Source organism: Kitasatospora sp. NPDC101176, from assembly GCF_044768035.1.
Lineage (GTDB): Bacteria > Actinomycetota > Actinomycetes > Streptomycetales > Streptomycetaceae > Kitasatospora.
Genome location: NZ_JBIWPA010000003.1, coordinates 278,673 through 292,701 on the forward strand (window position 1 = coordinate 278,673; position 14,029 = coordinate 292,701).

The 14,029-nt window shown below is 76.2% G+C and carries 13 protein-coding genes and 1 pseudogene; 8 read left to right on the plus strand and 6 right to left on the minus strand.

Features of this window, described 5'->3' with window-relative positions:
* Window positions 1-2: 2 nt before the first annotated feature.
* Window positions 3-749 carry a phosphotransferase family protein gene (locus ACIRS1_RS06535; RefSeq protein ID WP_402837358.1) on the minus strand — a complete coding sequence of 249 codons (747 nt, stop codon included), beginning with the start codon at window positions 747-749 and terminating at the stop codon, window positions 3-5.
* Between the two features lie 148 nt (window positions 750-897).
* Between ACIRS1_RS06535 and ACIRS1_RS06540 the strand changes: the two are divergent.
* A pseudogene (locus ACIRS1_RS06540) lies at window positions 898-1,761 on the plus strand (RNA-guided endonuclease InsQ/TnpB family protein); the annotation flags it as partial.
* A 296-nt stretch (window positions 1,762-2,057) separates the two neighbouring features.
* Complete coding sequence (locus ACIRS1_RS06545; RefSeq protein ID WP_402837360.1) at window positions 2,058-2,333, plus strand: hypothetical protein; 276 nt, start codon at window positions 2,058-2,060, stop codon at window positions 2,331-2,333.
* Between the two features lie 261 nt (window positions 2,334-2,594).
* Here ACIRS1_RS06545 and ACIRS1_RS06550 read toward each other — a convergent pair whose 3' ends face one another.
* The 3 genes from ACIRS1_RS06550 to ACIRS1_RS06560 all read right to left on the minus strand — a co-directional run bounded on the left by ACIRS1_RS06550 (window position 2,595) and on the right by ACIRS1_RS06560 (window position 4,477).
* Window positions 2,595-3,041 (minus strand): hypothetical protein, encoded by a 447-nt coding sequence (locus ACIRS1_RS06550; RefSeq protein ID WP_402837362.1) that lies wholly within the window; start codon window positions 3,039-3,041, stop codon window positions 2,595-2,597.
* A 70-nt stretch (window positions 3,042-3,111) separates the two neighbouring features.
* Complete coding sequence (locus ACIRS1_RS06555) at window positions 3,112-3,480, minus strand: nuclear transport factor 2 family protein (RefSeq protein WP_387902750.1); 369 nt, start codon at window positions 3,478-3,480, stop codon at window positions 3,112-3,114.
* 16 nt (window positions 3,481-3,496) lie between these two features.
* Complete coding sequence (locus ACIRS1_RS06560; protein WP_402837364.1) at window positions 3,497-4,477, minus strand: SDR family NAD(P)-dependent oxidoreductase; 981 nt, start codon at window positions 4,475-4,477, stop codon at window positions 3,497-3,499.
* Between the two features lie 198 nt (window positions 4,478-4,675).
* Here ACIRS1_RS06560 and ACIRS1_RS06565 point away from each other — a divergent pair, with 198 nt between their 5' ends.
* Entirely contained in the window at window positions 4,676-5,566 is an 891-nt protein-coding gene (locus tag ACIRS1_RS06565) for a LysR family transcriptional regulator (RefSeq protein WP_402837366.1), read from the plus strand.
* Window positions 5,567-5,644: 78 nt separating this feature from the next.
* On the opposite strand, the gene ACIRS1_RS06570 is transcribed toward ACIRS1_RS06565, so the two are convergent.
* Together ACIRS1_RS06570 and ACIRS1_RS06575 are read right to left on the minus strand one after the other, a co-directional pair.
* On the minus strand, window positions 5,645-5,893 hold the full coding sequence (locus ACIRS1_RS06570) for a hypothetical protein (RefSeq protein WP_402837368.1): 249 nt from the start codon (window positions 5,891-5,893) through the stop codon (window positions 5,645-5,647).
* A 393-nt stretch (window positions 5,894-6,286) separates the two neighbouring features.
* Complete coding sequence (locus ACIRS1_RS06575; protein ID WP_402837370.1) at window positions 6,287-6,958, minus strand: NADPH-dependent F420 reductase; 672 nt, start codon at window positions 6,956-6,958, stop codon at window positions 6,287-6,289.
* Window positions 6,959-7,058: 100 nt separating this feature from the next.
* On the opposite strand from ACIRS1_RS06575, the gene ACIRS1_RS06580 reads away from it, so the two are divergent.
* The 5 genes from ACIRS1_RS06580 to ACIRS1_RS06600 all read left to right on the plus strand — a co-directional run bounded on the left by ACIRS1_RS06580 (window position 7,059) and on the right by ACIRS1_RS06600 (window position 13,988).
* Window positions 7,059-7,442: a winged helix-turn-helix transcriptional regulator gene (locus ACIRS1_RS06580; protein ID WP_402837372.1), complete on the plus strand. Its 384-nt coding sequence runs from the start codon at window positions 7,059-7,061 to the stop codon at window positions 7,440-7,442.
* A gap of 101 nt (window positions 7,443-7,543) precedes the next feature.
* On the plus strand, window positions 7,544-8,008 hold the full coding sequence (locus ACIRS1_RS06585) for a CU044_2847 family protein (RefSeq protein WP_402837373.1): 465 nt from the start codon (window positions 7,544-7,546) through the stop codon (window positions 8,006-8,008).
* A 5-nt stretch (window positions 8,009-8,013) separates the two neighbouring features.
* A complete protein-coding gene (locus ACIRS1_RS06590) occupies window positions 8,014-10,203 on the plus strand; it encodes a trypsin-like peptidase domain-containing protein (RefSeq protein WP_402837375.1) in 2,190 nt (729 codons plus the stop codon).
* A 120-nt stretch (window positions 10,204-10,323) separates the two neighbouring features.
* On the plus strand, window positions 10,324-11,352 hold the full coding sequence (locus ACIRS1_RS06595; RefSeq protein ID WP_402837377.1) for an AAA family ATPase: 1,029 nt from the start codon (window positions 10,324-10,326) through the stop codon (window positions 11,350-11,352).
* Entirely contained in the window at window positions 11,349-13,988 is a 2,640-nt protein-coding gene (locus ACIRS1_RS06600) for an SAV_2336 N-terminal domain-related protein (RefSeq protein ID WP_402837378.1), read from the plus strand. Before ACIRS1_RS06595 ends, ACIRS1_RS06600 begins: the two co-directional genes overlap by 4 nt.
* Window positions 13,989-14,029: the final 41 nt, after the last annotated feature.

Sequence of the window (14,029 nt, forward strand, 5' to 3'; positions counted from 1 at the left end):
CCTCACATCCGGGACTTCAGCACGTCGACCTCACAGCCCGGTGCGAACGGGTCGAAGCCGTGCTCGCTCAGCCAGCGGACCACCAGCAGGCTTCGCAACGACCACCACGCGCGGATCACCTCGCGATCGACGTCGGTGCCGTAGCCGGCGAGGACGTCATCGAGGCGCTCCTCGTGTCCGAGCGTGAAGGTGGCCAGGTCGGACAGGGCGTCGCCCCGGCCCGCCTCGGACCAGTCGATGATGCCGGTGACCTCGTCGCCGTCGACGAAGACGTGGGCGATCTGCAGGTCGCCGTGCGTGAACGCCGCGGTCCACGGCCGGAGCGCGGCCTCGGCGATCCGGCGGTTGCGGGTGACCAGGTCGGCGGGCAGCAGGCCGCTCGTCACGAGCGCCCCGCACTCCTCGTCGAGTTCGGCCGCCAGCGCGACCGCGCTGCGGCCCGCCCGGCCGGGCCAGGGCGGCGGCGGCGCGTCGTGCAGCCGCCGGATGGCGGCGCCCGCCGCGGCCCACGCCGCCGGCGACCCGGTCGACGGCCCGCCGAGGCGCCCGAGCGTCGTCCCCGGGACCGCGGCGATCGCGAGGACGTGCGGCGCGCGCCACAGGACCCGCGGGGTCGGAACCGGCGCGAGGGACAACACCTCGACCTCGGTGTCGATGCGCGCCTGATCGGCGTCCACCTTCAGGAACACGTCGCCGACGCGCAGGGTCGCGCGCTCGGAATGGGCGACGACGACCTCGACCTCATCCATCCCCCGATCTTCGCAGGGAATCCCGGCCTTTAGGCCGGGCGGGAATGCGATCCTTGGCCCGGAGCCGCGAAGCGGCGGAGTTGGCTGCGGCTCCGGGGTGACGGTCAGACGGGCCGCTTCTGGCCTTCGATGTACTCCTTGACGATGCCCCAAGGATGGGGACGGCTGCCGGTGGGATTCCACCCCGCACGACCCGGTGACCCGCGTCCGCTTCCAGGGTGTGGGTCACGTCAAGGTCAACCAGCACCGGCCAGTGGCCGGCAAGGTCAAGACCGTCAGCGTCAAGCGCGAGGGCAAGCACTGGTATGTGGTGCTGACCGCCGAGCAGGCCCAGCCCGAACCGCTTCCCCTGACCCGTAGCGTGGTCGGCATCGACATGGGCATAGCGTCGTTCCTCACCACATCCAACGGTGACCACATCGAGAATCCACGCCACGGCCGGAAGGCCGCTGCGAAGCTCGAAGCCGCACAGCGTGCACTGTCGAAGTTCCCCCGCGTCCGTCGTGACCGGCGCACCGGGAACCACCAGAAGGCCGTTCACAGGGTCGCGGACCTTCACCGCAAGGTGCGCCGCCAACGCCTCGACCACGCCCACAAGACTGCACTCGGCCTCGTGCGTCAGCATGACTTCATCGCGCACGAAGACCTCAAGATCCGTACCATGCTGCGGTCCCCCGCACCGAAGCCCGACCCCGAGACGCCGGACACCTTCCTGCCCAACGGCACGGCGGCCAAGGCCGGCCTCAACCACTCGATCTCGGATGCCGGATGGGGGGTGTTCCTGACGATCCTGCACGCCAAGGCTGAAAGCGCCGGACGGGAAGTGATCGCCGTGGACCCTCGCAACACCTCCCGCACCTGCCCTCCCTGCGGGCACACCGCGAAGGAGAACCGGCCCACCCAGGAGACCTTCCACTGCGTCAGCTGCGGCCACCAGGCGCACGCCGACACAGTGGGAGCCATCAACGTTCTACGGGCCGGGCTGGTCCGTCGCGAAGCCGTATCGGCTTAACGAGAAGCCCCGGCGCTTACGCCGGGGAGGAGTCACGGGCGACCAGTATCCCGGCGACGGCCGCCGGCGTCGCCGTGTTTGTCACCTGTGATGACGCGCCCGACCGCCTCCCGCCGACCGGCGGCCTCTTCACGACGGCGGACCGGCCCCCGGGGGGCTCGGCCCCGAAAGCCCGCACGGCCGGGATCGACGGACTCCGCGGACCGGCCGGCCACGGGCGGAGAGCGCGCCACGACGCGCACCCGCAGCGCTGGTGCCGCATCAGGCGCCGTCCGCCCTGCGTGTACGGTTGGGCCATGAGCGCCGTTCCCCAGCCGGACCTCGACGAGATCGAAGACCGTTTCGTCGGACTCGTCGAGGGCCGCCGCACCCGGGACGAAGTCGACCGCTGGGCCGCGGAGTGGGTGAAGCGGGACGAGCTGGGGTGGGACGACCTTTCCTGGTGGGCGCTGAGCCTGCTGCACGGAATCGACCTTCCCGCGGGTGCGGGCCACGGCTGCTACCTCCACGACGACGCGCAGGTGCGGCTCTGGCTCGCCGAGTTGAGGGGACGGCGTCGGACGGCGCAGTGAGACCGGCCCGGAGGAGTCAGGCCGGGACGGAGGTCACGCCGACGGCTCGAACGCCGTCACCTCGAACGCCGGCGACTCGAACGCCGGCGACTCGTAGGACCCGTCCCCGGCACCGACGTTGACCACGGTGCGGGCCGTACCCAGGGGCCGCGGTGAGGGCCTGCTCGATCCGCGCGTCCGGGCGCCGGAGGTAGTCGGCGTAGCCGCCGCCGATCGTGCCGTGGTCCGCGTCCCCTGCACTGCCGTCAGCCTTGCGTCCGCTCAGGATCCGGACCCAGCCGCGCCGTCGACACCCGAACAGGTCGGGCAGCCGGCGGTGCACCGTGCCGCGGCGGCGACGGCCGACGGGCCGCCGCCGTGCAGGAGTTCACCGGTGTCGGAGTCGACCACCTCCCAGCCGAGGAGGTCGGCGACCCCCGCGGCCCGGGCGAGTGCGGCGTCGTGGCCGGGGCGGCCGTCGGCCGAGGAGCAGATCAGCTCGACCAGGTTGATCCGGTCGGCCACCCGGCCTTCGTGGACGGCGTGGTTCCCGGCGTCGTCGCAGGCGGCGAGGACCACGCTGAGCCAGTGGTGGCCGTCGGCGGCCAGGTAACAGGCCGCGTCGCTCCTGCGCAGGCCGGGCGCCGCGTCCAGGTGCTCCACCAGCACGCAGGCCGGCACGCCCGCGCGGTGGCGGGCGTCCGAGCGGACGCTCAGGTACCGGTACACCCCCGTATCCTCGCACCCGCCCGGCCCCCGCCCCGGCCCTGGGGGCGGGGCGGGGGCCGGGGCGGAAGGCTCAACTGCCGTCCGGGGACTTGCTGTAGCCCAGGCACTCGACGATCAGCCCGTCCCGGACCAGCGTGAGGTGGACGCGGCGCACCGTGTCGCCGGGGCCGTCGCCGTAGTGGTGGCGCCAGCGGACCGTCGCCCGTTCACCGGTGATCACCACCGCCTCCGGCTCGAACCGCCACGTGCGGTCCTCGGCGAGCGCCCGCCACAGCGCCAGGCACGCGGCGCGCCCCTCGTAGCGGGTCCCGTCGGGGGCGGGCCAGGTGGCCTCGGCCACGCAGTCCTCGGCGACCAGGTCGGCGAGCAGCGAGGCGTCGTGCTCGATGAAGGCCCGGTTGAAGCGGTGGACGACCTCGGACGTGGTGCGGAACGACATGCTGCGGCCCCCCTGGTCAGGCCCCGGTGCGGTCCGCCACCGGTCCGTCCGTCGCGGGCCCGTCCGCCACCGGTCCGTCCGCCGGTGCACGGTCCGCCGGTGCGGCGGTCCCCGGTGCGGCGGTCCCCGGTGCGGCGGTCGCCCGCTCCGCGGCGCGGCTGACCGGCTCCCACGCCGCCCAGGTCTCCATCCGGGTGCGGGCGATGTCGAACGCGAGGTCGTAGACCATGCTGCCGAGGAGCAGGCGCAGCGGCGGCCGGTCGCTGTCGACGAGTGCGAGCAGGGCGGTGGCGGCGAGCTCGGGGTCGCTGTCGACGGAGCCCTCGGCGAACTGCTTGGCGAGTTCCTCGCGCAGCGGGGCGTAGGCGTCGAGGGGGGTGGTGCTGTGCATGGCGGTGTAGAGGTCGGTCCAGTAGCCGCCGGGCTGGATGATGCTGACCTTGGCGCCGAAGGCGGCCGCCTCCGTGGCGAGGGCCTCGCTGAGGCCCTCGAGGGCGAACTTGCTGGCGCTGTAGAGGCCGGTGCTGGGGAAGCCGCCGAGGGCGGCGATGCTGGAGACCTGGACGAGGTGGCCGGCGCCCTGGCGGCGCAGGACGGGCATGACGGCCTGGCTGATCCACAGTGCGCCGAAGAAGTTGATGTCGAGTTGGGCCCGGGCCTCGGCCTCGGTGAACTCCTCGACCATGCCCATGGAGAGCATTCCGGCGTTGTTGACGGCGATGTCGAGCCGTCCGTAGTGGTCGGCGGCGGCGGTGACGGCGGCGAACGCCGCGGCGCGGTCGGTCAGGTCGGCCTGCAGGGGCAGGACGCGGCCGGGGTGGGCGGCGGCGAGCTCCTCGAGCGGGGCGAGGGTGCGGGCGACGAGGGCGACGCGGTCGCCGGCGGCGAGCGCGGCGCGGGCGAAGGCGTGGCCGAGGCCGCGGCTGGCGCCGGTGATGAGCCAGATGCGGCCGGTGGTGCCGGCGGGGGCCTCGGCGGCGGTGTCGGCGGTGTGCACGGGTGGTGCGCTCCTGTCCTGGGTCGGGCGGGCATGGGCGGGCGTGGGGCGGTGAAGTCCCGGCCCCGCGGCCGGGCTTGGTCCGCGGTCGCCGGGTGTCGGCCCTGCCGTCGATCTTCCGGCCACCCGCAGTGATCATCAAGGCCGAAGATCCGTAGGATCCCATCACTCAGGCTTATGACGGGAGGCCGCTGGCCCATGGAGATACGCGACATCGAGGTCTTTCTGACCCTGGCCGAGGAGCTGCACTTCGGCCGGGCCGCCGCCAGACTGCACCTCACCCAGGCGCGTGTCAGCCAGGTGATCGGCCGTCAGGAGAGACAGCTCGGCGGCCTGCTGTTCGACCGCTCCAACCGCCGCCAGGTCCGGTTGACGCCGCTGGGCCACCAGCTGCGCGCCGATCTGCAGCCGGTCTACGCGGATCTGCGTGCGAGCCTGGAGCGGGCCCGGCTGGCCGTGCGCGGCAAGACGGAGCGGCTGCGCGTGGGCATGCTGCCCTTCAACGTGCCCGACCTGCACGGCTACTGGCGGGCCTTCCGCTCCCGGCATCCGCAGTGGGAGCTGCAGCTGCGCCGGGCGCCGTTCATCGACCCGTTCGCCCGGCTGCGCGAGGGCGACATGGACGTGCTGGTCTCGTGGCTGCCGGTGGAGGAGTCCGATCTCACGGTCGGTCCGGTCCTGCTGCGCGACCGCCGCGTCCTGGCCGTCGCCGCCGACCACGAACTCGCCGGCCGCGACTGCGTCCCCTTCGAGGCGCTGGCCGACTTCGCCCACGCCACCGCCCCCGACATGCCCGACTACTGGGAGGACGGCTACCTGTCCTTCCACACGCCGCGGGGCCGGACGATCGAGCGCATCGAGCCGGTCACCGGCCCGGACGAGCTGATCCACCTGGTCGGCACCGGGGAGATCGTCCACCCTTTCCCGGCGCACGTCACCCGCCACTGGTCGATGTCCGACGTGCTCTGGCTGCCGCTGCCCGACATGGGGACGCTCTCGTACGCGCTGGTGTGGCGCAGCGACGCCGAGAACGACCTGGTCCGGGCGCTCGCCGGGACGGTGCGCGAGATCGGCGCGCTGGAGCTGTGACGGCGGTGTGCCCGGGTCGTCGTCTGCCGGGTTGACGCCGGGCGCCGGGCGGGCCGGCCCGCCCGGCGTCCGGACCGGTCAGTAGAACCAGACCGAGAGGCGGGCCGTGGTGGGGGCGACGTCGCAGAAGTAGCCGACGGCCTCCCCGCGGGTCACGTAGGCGCGGCCGGCGGCCTCGCAGGCGGCGCCGCTCGGGTACATGCCGATGTAGGTGTATCCGGTGGTCCTCGTGGTGGACGCCTGGGCGGCGGGGGCGGCCGTCAGGCCGCCGGCGACGGTGAGCAGGCCGGCCAGGGCCATGGTGGAAACCGCTTTGCGCAGTGCCATGTCGGTGTCTTCCTCCCTCTGACGGGAACGCCGGGGTCCGCTCCCGGCGTTGCGGCTGCGAGCCTTCCGGAATCCCGGATTCGAGGCAATGGTCGAGACCAATTTGGCAGGAAACAGTCGATCACCGGAGCCGGAGGCGGTCGGACGCTTCGCCACATCCACCGTCCACCAGGGGAGTTGAGAGCACCGACCCGGGCGCCCCTGGTGGTCTGGACCACCCGATTCGATGGCGTCAAGCGGCGTGGCCCACCCGCTTCGACGGACCGGGCGTTCACCTCCGCACCGGCCGCCGCCCGGCCGCGCCGGCCCGCCGGGCCGGGCCGGAATCGGCCGGACGATCACTTGCCAGCGCAGCCCGCGGGATGCAACCACCCGCCGGTCACCTCCGGACCGTCACCCGCCGTCCGCCGTCCCCCCGGCTCCCGGCCCGGTCGCGTACGCCAGCGGCGGCGCGATCGCCTGCGCGTCCGCCCCCTCGCCGACCCACAGCGCGATGAACAGCGCGGCCGTCGCCTCCAGGAGCGCCGCCCGTTCGAGGCCGCCGCCGGAGACGGGTTCGCAGCCCGCGTCCACGACCAGCCCGCGCACGCACGCCAGGGCCGCCCCGTCGTCCCCGCACAGCGGCACGGCCAGCCGCCGGCCGTCGAACACCGGCGGCCGCATCCGCCAGACGTCCTCGTGGCAGAGGTTGAAGGCCTTGACGACGCGGGCGTGCGGCGCCGCCGCGGCCAGGCGCTGCGCGGCCGAGGGGCCGCCCTGCGTCAGCAGGCGAAAGCCCGGCCCGACCGGGTTGGCGCAGTCGATCAGCACCCGGCCCGCCAGCTCCGGGCTCAGCTCCCGCACCACCTCGGCACCCGCCCCGAAGGGCAGTGCGGCCAGCACCGCCTCGCCGCAGGCCGCCGCCTCGCGCAGACCGGCCGCCCGCGCGCCGTGGCCGATGCGGGCGGCGAGCCTTTCGGCCCGCTGCGCGTCCCGCCCGCCGATGGTCACCCGGTGCCCGGCGCGCGCCCAGTGGGTGGCGAGCGCGTCGGCCATGCTGCCGGTGCCCAGTACGCCGATCTCCATCGCGTGTGTCCTCTTCTCCCGTGCCGGCCGGGGCCGTTGGCCCGGTCCGGCGCCGACCGTCCGTTCCACGCTAGGAGGCCGGTCGGGCACCATCTGGTACGTGACCGATGCCTTCCTCGCCGACTGCCGCGCCCGCCTCGCCTTCGACCTGCTCTCCAACACCTGGAACGCCGTACTGCTGTGGGCGCTGCGCGACGGCCCGGCCCGCCCGGTCGAGCTGCGGGCGCGGATCGGGGGGATCAGTTCCAAGGTCCTCACCGAGACCCTGCGGCGGCTGGAGTTCAACGGGCTGGTCGAGCGGCGCCCGCACCCGGGCGGGCCGCCCCGGGTCGAGTACGGGCTCACCGGGCTGGGGCGCACGCTGCTGGCCCCGATCGACGCGTTCGGCGCCTGGGCCTTCGAGCACGGCGACGAGGTGATGGCCGCCCAGGAGGCCGCCCGCAGCCCGCGGTCCGCTCCCCCGGCCCCGGCCCCGGCCGGCTGACCCGCGCCCGGTCGCGGCGCCATGGGGGCCGCCCCCGGCCACCTGCCCCGGTGCGGGTGATACCGGGCCTCCTGAGGGGCGCGCTGTGCCATCATCAACCCATGCGTGAGACGGTGGAGTTGAAGCTCGCTGACGGTACCGGCGTGGTGGTGGAGCTCTCCCCCGCCCCGGCCGCGTACGGCGTGGAGCTCCCGCCGGGCGCGGCCGACCTGCCGCCCGGCAGCGGACCGGTCGTCCCGGTCGGGCGGGCCCGGCGGGCGGCGGAGACCGCCGGACGCACCCTCGCCGACGTGCTGAGCCCGCTGGGCGGGGTGCTGGACTCGGTGCACTCCGCCGTCCGTGCAGCGGTGCGCCCGCCCGACGAGGTCGAGGTGGAGCTCGGGGTGAAGCTCACCCACGACCTCAAGCTGGGCATCGCCGGGGCCGGCGGCGAGGCCACCGTCACCGTGCGGGCCACCTGGAAACCCCGGGGCGCCACGACTCCTGCCGCCCCCGCCGCCCAGGAGGGCGCCCGGCCGGCGTCCCCGGCCGCCGTGCCCGGGCCCGCCGACCCGCCGCGCGGGTAGGCGGGATGGGCCCGGACGACCCCGACCGCCCCGTCAAGCTCGCGCACGCCGCCCTGCACCGTGCGGGCGAACCGCTCGCCTTCGGCGGCGGCGTGCTGCTCGCCCCGGGTACCGTCCTGACCTGTGCACATGTGGTCAACCAGGTGCTGGACCGGCCGGACTTCGCCCAGGAGCGCCCCGAGACGCTGGACCTCCTCGCGGTCTCCTTCCCCGCGACGGGCCGCCGCCGCCTCCGGGCCGCCCTCGCGGCCTGGCTGCCCGCCCGCCGCGCCGACGGGTCTCCCGCCGCACAGGGCGACGTCGAGTGGTCCGGGGACCTGGCGCTGCTGCGCCTGCTGGACGCCCCCGATCCCCCCGCACTGCCGGTGGCGACCGGGCGCTGCCACCCCGGCCGCCCCGCGTACGCCTGGTTCGGCAGCGGGGCGCCGAGCAGCATCGCGGCCGTCCTGGTGCAGGGCGTCACCGAACGCTGGATCGTGCTCGACTCCACCGCCTCCGCCCAACCCGTCGTCAACGGCTACAGCGGCTCGCCCCTGTGGGACCGGGCGCAGCGGCGCGTGGTGGGTCTGGTGGTGAGCCGCAGCGGGCTGCGGGCGTTCGCGGTGCCCGCGGCGGGCCTGTACGGGCTGTTCCGGGAGGCGGGCGAGGAGGTGCCCGGCCCGCCGGGCAGCGGCGGGGACGGCGTGGACGGCGCGGCGGACGACCCGGTGGCCCTGGTGGCCCGTCAGCTGCTGGGGCCGCTGCGGGTCGTGCTCGCCACCCCGGAGGCGCTGGCCGCCGTGGCCGGGCGGTTCCTGGCGGAGCTGGAACCGGAGTGGGGTGCGGAGGCGGGTGCGGACCCGGGGGCCGCCCACGACCCCTTCGCCCCAGACCCCTTGGCTCCCGATCCCTTGGCTCCCGAGGACGGCACCGCCGACGACGCCCGCGACGGCGGCACGGACGGCGGCGGCCGCGTGAGCGCGGAGCGGCTGGCCCGGTTGGCCGCCGCGCTGCCGCACGGCGCGCCGACGCTGCTGGCGCTGCTGGCGGGGTCCGCGCGCACGCAGGAGCAACGCAGTTGGGTCGCCACCACCGCCCTGCGGGCCTGCCCGGAGCAGTTCCTCACCGCCGCCGAGCACCGCGAGCTGCTCGCGCTGCTCGCGGACGGCTCCGTGCCCGATCCGCGCGGCTGCGCGGCCGAGGCCCTGCCGCTGGGGCCGGACCTGGAGCCCGCAGACTGGCCGGGGGCGGTGGCGGAGCTGGAGCGCTACCGGCCGCGCTACGGGCGCTTCCCCCAGCTGCTGCGCACGGTGGAGTTCGCGGCGGCGGCGGCCGGCGCGGGCGCCGCGCGAGGTCTGGGCGCGTGGAGCGAGGCGGTGGCGCAGCGGCTCGATCTGGCCGAAATCCTGCTCGAACACCGGGCGCAGGCACGGGAGTCGGCGGAGCGTGCACGGGAGCGGGGGCCGCGGCGCGGCGCCTCGGCTCCGGTGGTGCAGGTGCAGCTGTGGCGGGCGACCGGCACGGAGTGCTTCACCTACGCCCTGCACGCCGCGGACGCCCGGGGGCGGGTGCTGCACCGTTCGGTGCGGGACACCCCGGTGCCGCGCGCGCGGCTGCTGGCCGAACTCGCGGTGCTGCTGGAGGACGTGACCAGTGGGGCGGAACCGGGTTCGGTGCCGGTGGTGGAGTGGTTCGTCGCCGGGGAGGAGCTCGATCTGGCGGTCGACCAGTGGGTGTACCGGCCGGACGAGCTGTTCCCGGGCGTGCTGGGGCAGGACTTCCTGTGCGTGATGCGCAGCCCGGAGCTGCGCAGGGCGGCGTTCCGGCCCGAACACCGGTACCGGTGGCAGGCCTTGCGTTCGGGGCGCCTGGCGCTGGTGGAGCGGCACGACCCGGTGGTGCAGCAGCGCGGTGCGCCGGTGCCGGTGTGCGGTGTGGCACTGTGCTGCCCGGCCGAGGAGGTGCCGCGGCTGCGGGCGATCGCGCTGGCCGTGGGGGTGCCGGGGGTGCTGTGGCTGCGCCCGGGCGAGCACGGCACGCCGCCGGGGCGGGTGCGGGAGCTGGTGCGGGGAGCTGCGCCGCACCAACTGCCGCGGCTGGTGTACGAGACGCGCCTGACGGAGTCCCCGGACGGCCTGCACCGCAATCTGGCGCTGGTCTGGGATTCTCCTGACGGGCATCCGCAGGCCCTCGGGCTGGGCGACCCGCGGGATTGACCCGGCGGCGAGGACGAGACACGGACCGGCACGGCCGGGGCACGGGCCGGACGAGGACGAGACGCGCCGGGGTACGGGCCGGGCGTGACCCGGCGGCGCGGACGAGGAGAGGGAGCGGCGATGAGCGAGGCAGCGGGAGCGGAGCGGGCCACCGCGGCGCGGGACGAGGGCCAGGACCCCGGCGGCCAGGACGGCTGGCGGATCTACCGGGGCGACGACACGGTGGTGCGCGACCTGCCGCTGCCCGCCGCCCCGCCGTGGCGCCGCTTCGGTGCCCTGCCCGGCCCCCGGCCCGCCCCGGCGTACCGGATCGGCCCGCAGGAGGCGGACGTGGTCAACGCCGCGCTGCACCTGCGCCGCCCGCTGCTGGTGACCGGGCGTCCTGGGACCGGGAAGTCCTCGCTGGCGGCCTCGGTGGCCCGCGAGCTCGGGCTCGGCCCGGTGCTGCGCTGGCCGGTGAACAGCCGCACCACCCTGCAGGACGGCCTCTACCGCTACGACGCCGTGGGGCGGCTGCGCGACAGCGGCCGCTCGCGCGAACTGGGCGCCCCGGAGCCGGACATGGGCAGCTACCTGCGGCTCGGCCCGCTGGGCACCGCGCTGGCCACCGGGCGTGCCGGCCGGCCGCGGGTGCTGCTGGTCGACGAGCTGGACAAGGGCGACCTGGACCTGCCCAACGACCTGCTGGTGGTCTTCGAGGAGGGTGAGTTCGAGATCCCCGAGCTGAGCCGGCTGCCCGACGACCACCCGGACGTGCGGGTGATGCTGACCGGCACCCGGGAGCGCCACCTGGTGCACCGCGGCGTGATCGGCTGCCAGGAGTTCCCCGTCACCGTCCTGACCAGCAACGGCGAGCGGGACTTCCCGCCGGCGTTCCTGCGCCGGTGCGTCCGACTGGACCTGCCCGAGCCGGACGAGGCACGGCTGCGCGAGATCGTGCGGGCCCACCTGGGCGAGGAGGGGCTGCGGGCCGGGGAGGACCTGATCGAGGCCTTCCTGCACCGGCGCGACCACGACCGCGGCGCGTTGGCCACCGACCAGCTGCTCAACGCCGTCCACCTGCGGCTGGGCGGTGCGGAGCTGGGCCGTGAGGGGCTGCTCGGCACGGTGCTGCGCCCGCTGGAGGAGCCGGAGCCCGGGCTCGGATGATCGAGCGACTGCGGGCGGCGCTGGGGCCCGCCGCCACCGACCTCACCCCGACCGAGCTGGCGGAGATCCTCTGGCTGGCCCGGCGCATCCCGCCCGGTGGCCTGGCCGGGGCGCCCGGCGCCCCGACCGCCGCGCAGCGCGCCGGGCAGGGCCCGCCGCGCTCCGGCGGCGGGGCCGGCGGGACACTGCCGGACGCGCCCGGACCCACCGCCCCCGCCGGGCTGTACGCCCACGCCGGGGCCGCCTCCCCCGGCACCGCGGCCCGGCCGGTCCTGGTGCCCTCCGGGCGGGCGCTGCCGGGCGCGCTGCCGATCGGCCGGGCCCTGCGCCCGCTGCGGCGCGCCACCGCGTCCGTGCACCGGCAGCGGCTGGACGAGGCGGCCACCGCCGACCTGATCGCCGAGACCGGGGTACTGGACGTGGTGCTGCGCCCGGGCCGGGAGCGCTGGCTGAGCGCCGCGCTGGTGGTCGACGACGGCCTGTCGATGGAGCTGTGGCAGGAGACGGCCGCCGCCGTCCGGGAGGTGCTGGAGGGCGTCGGCCACTTCCGCACCGTGCGCTGCTACGGGCTGGACAGCCGTACCGAGGGGCCACCGGTACTGCGGGCCCGACCGTTCAGCCGCAGTGCGCCGGTGGTCGCGGCGGGGTCGCTGTGCCCGGCCGACGGGCGCGGCGCCGTGCTGGTGCTCTCCGACGCGATCGGCTCGGGCTGGCACCAGGGGCGGGTCGCGCCGCTGCTCGCGCACTGGGCCCGGCGCTGCCCGACCGCCATCGTCCAGCCGTTGCCGCAGCGGCTGTGGGCGGGCAGTGCGCTGGCGGTGGAGCGGCTGCTGCTGCGCGGCCACCGGCCCGGGGCGGCCAACGCCGAGCTGGCCGTCACCGATCCGGTGCTGCCCGAACTCCCCGTCCGGGGCACGCCGGTGCCGGTGCTGGACCTGCAGCCGGGGGCGTTCGCCGGCTGGGCCGCGCTGGTGGCCGCGGGCCGCCCGGTGGTGCTGCCCGCGGTGGCCCTGGCCGCGCCGGGGGCCGCCGACACCCTCCTGTCGGACGGCCCAGGGCGCGACGGCGCGCCCGCCCACCTGACCGGCCGCCTGGCGCACTTCCGCCGGGCCGCCTCCCCGGAGGCGTACCGGCTGGCCGGCCACCTGGCCGCGGTGCGGCCGCTGACCGTGGCACTGATGCGCCTGGTGCAGCGCGCGGTGCACGGCCGGGTCGACCCGGCCCCGCTCGCCGAGGTCCTGCTCGGCGGGCTGCTGCGGCGCCAGCCCGGCCCGGGCAGCCGGGGCTCGGCGGTGTACGACTTCCGCCCCGGGCTGCGCGACCTGCTGCTGGAGACCGTGCCGGTCGGCGACCTGCTCGCCACCACCGACCTGGTCGGCGCGGTGCTGCGCTCCCCCGGCCCGGGCTCAGGCCGCGCGCCCGCCCTGCGGGCCGACCTCACCGGACGCAGCGCGCTGGCCCCGGGGGCGAGCGCCTTCGCCGTCTCCTCCGAGCCGCTGCTGCGCCACTTCACCGACCCGGCCCCACGGACCGTTCCCGGCCCGGGCACCCCGGACGGCTTCGACCCGCTGGCCGGGCAGGACCGACGGCTGGCCGCACTGGTCGAGGCCGGGCACTGGCGGGAGGCGGTGGAGCGCGGCGAGGAGGTGCTGGAACGGCTGGTCCGGCAGCACGGCCCGGACAGCCTGCGGGTGCTGGCCGGGCGCCGGGACCTCGCCGAGTGGATCGGGCAGGCCGGCGCCCCGCAGACCGCGCACCGGCTGGCCCACGAGCTGCACCTTGAGCTGGTGCGGCTGCTAGGTGCCGGGGACGAACGCACCCTGGCCGCCGCGGCCACCGCCGCCGAGTGGGCCGGGCGCTCGGGCCACCCGGCCGAGGCGGTCGAGCGCCTGCGCTCGGTGCTGGAGCACCGGGAGGACCGGCTCGGCCCTGAGCACCCCGACACGGTGGCCGCCTTCGGCCGGTTCGCCTACTGGACCGGGGAGCTGGGCGATCCGGAGCGCGCCGTGCGGCACTACGGCGAACTCCTCGACCGACAGCGGCGGCTGCTCGGCGAGGACCACCTCGCGGTGCTCAACACCCGGGCGAACCTCGTCTCCTGGCACGGCCAGGCGGGCCGGACCGCCCTGGCCCTGGAACTGTGCGGGGAGCTGCTGCGCGACGTCGAGCGGCACGCCCCCGACGGCCACCCGCTGCGCCCGATCACCGAGGCCGAGCACGCCCACTGGAAGGGCGCCGCGGGGGCCCCGGCCGAGGCCGCGGCGGCCCTGCTGCTGGTCCTGCCGCGGGTGACCGCCGCGCTCGGCCCCGCGCACTCCTACCCGTTCGCGGTGCGGTGGCGGATCGCCCACTGGACCGGTGAGGCGGGCCGCCCCGCGCAGGCCCTGGAACTGATGCGCGCCCTGCTGACGGACGTCAGCTCGGTGCTGGTCCCCGAGCACGTGACCTTCCTGACCTGTCGGGTGGAGTACGCCCACTGGACGCTGGCGACGGGCGCGGCGGAGCGGGCCAGGGCCCTGCTGACCGAACTGGCTCCCGAGGTGGAGGCGGTGCTGGGGCCCGGGCACCCGGAGGCCGTGCGGGCCCGGGAGCTGCTGGCCGCCCTGCCCGACCCCGCTGCGGGGCGTGAGCGGTGAGCGGGCGTGAGCGGTGAGCGGGCGTGAGCGGTGAGCGGGCG

Excerpts from the sequence above, each read along its gene's own strand:
- ACIRS1_RS06535 (WP_402837358.1), bottom strand. The coding sequence starts at position 749 with ATGGATGAGGTCGAGGTCGTCGTCGCCCATTCCGAGCGCGCGACCCTG.
- ACIRS1_RS06545 (WP_402837360.1), top strand. The coding sequence starts at position 2,058 with ATGAGCGCCGTTCCCCAGCCGGACCTCGACGAGATCGAAGACCGTTTC.
- ACIRS1_RS06555 (WP_387902750.1), bottom strand. The coding sequence starts at position 3,480 with ATGTCGTTCCGCACCACGTCCGAGGTCGTCCACCGCTTCAACCGGGCC.
- ACIRS1_RS06565 (WP_402837366.1), top strand. The coding sequence starts at position 4,676 with ATGGAGATACGCGACATCGAGGTCTTTCTGACCCTGGCCGAGGAGCTG.
- ACIRS1_RS06570 (WP_402837368.1), bottom strand. The coding sequence starts at position 5,893 with ATGGCACTGCGCAAAGCGGTTTCCACCATGGCCCTGGCCGGCCTGCTC.
- ACIRS1_RS06575 (WP_402837370.1), bottom strand. The coding sequence starts at position 6,958 with ATGGAGATCGGCGTACTGGGCACCGGCAGCATGGCCGACGCGCTCGCC.
- ACIRS1_RS06585 (WP_402837373.1), top strand. The coding sequence starts at position 7,544 with ATGCGTGAGACGGTGGAGTTGAAGCTCGCTGACGGTACCGGCGTGGTG.
- ACIRS1_RS06590 (WP_402837375.1), top strand. The coding sequence starts at position 8,014 with ATGGGCCCGGACGACCCCGACCGCCCCGTCAAGCTCGCGCACGCCGCC.
- ACIRS1_RS06595 (WP_402837377.1), top strand. The coding sequence starts at position 10,324 with ATGAGCGAGGCAGCGGGAGCGGAGCGGGCCACCGCGGCGCGGGACGAG.
- ACIRS1_RS06600 (WP_402837378.1), top strand. The coding sequence starts at position 11,349 with ATGATCGAGCGACTGCGGGCGGCGCTGGGGCCCGCCGCCACCGACCTC.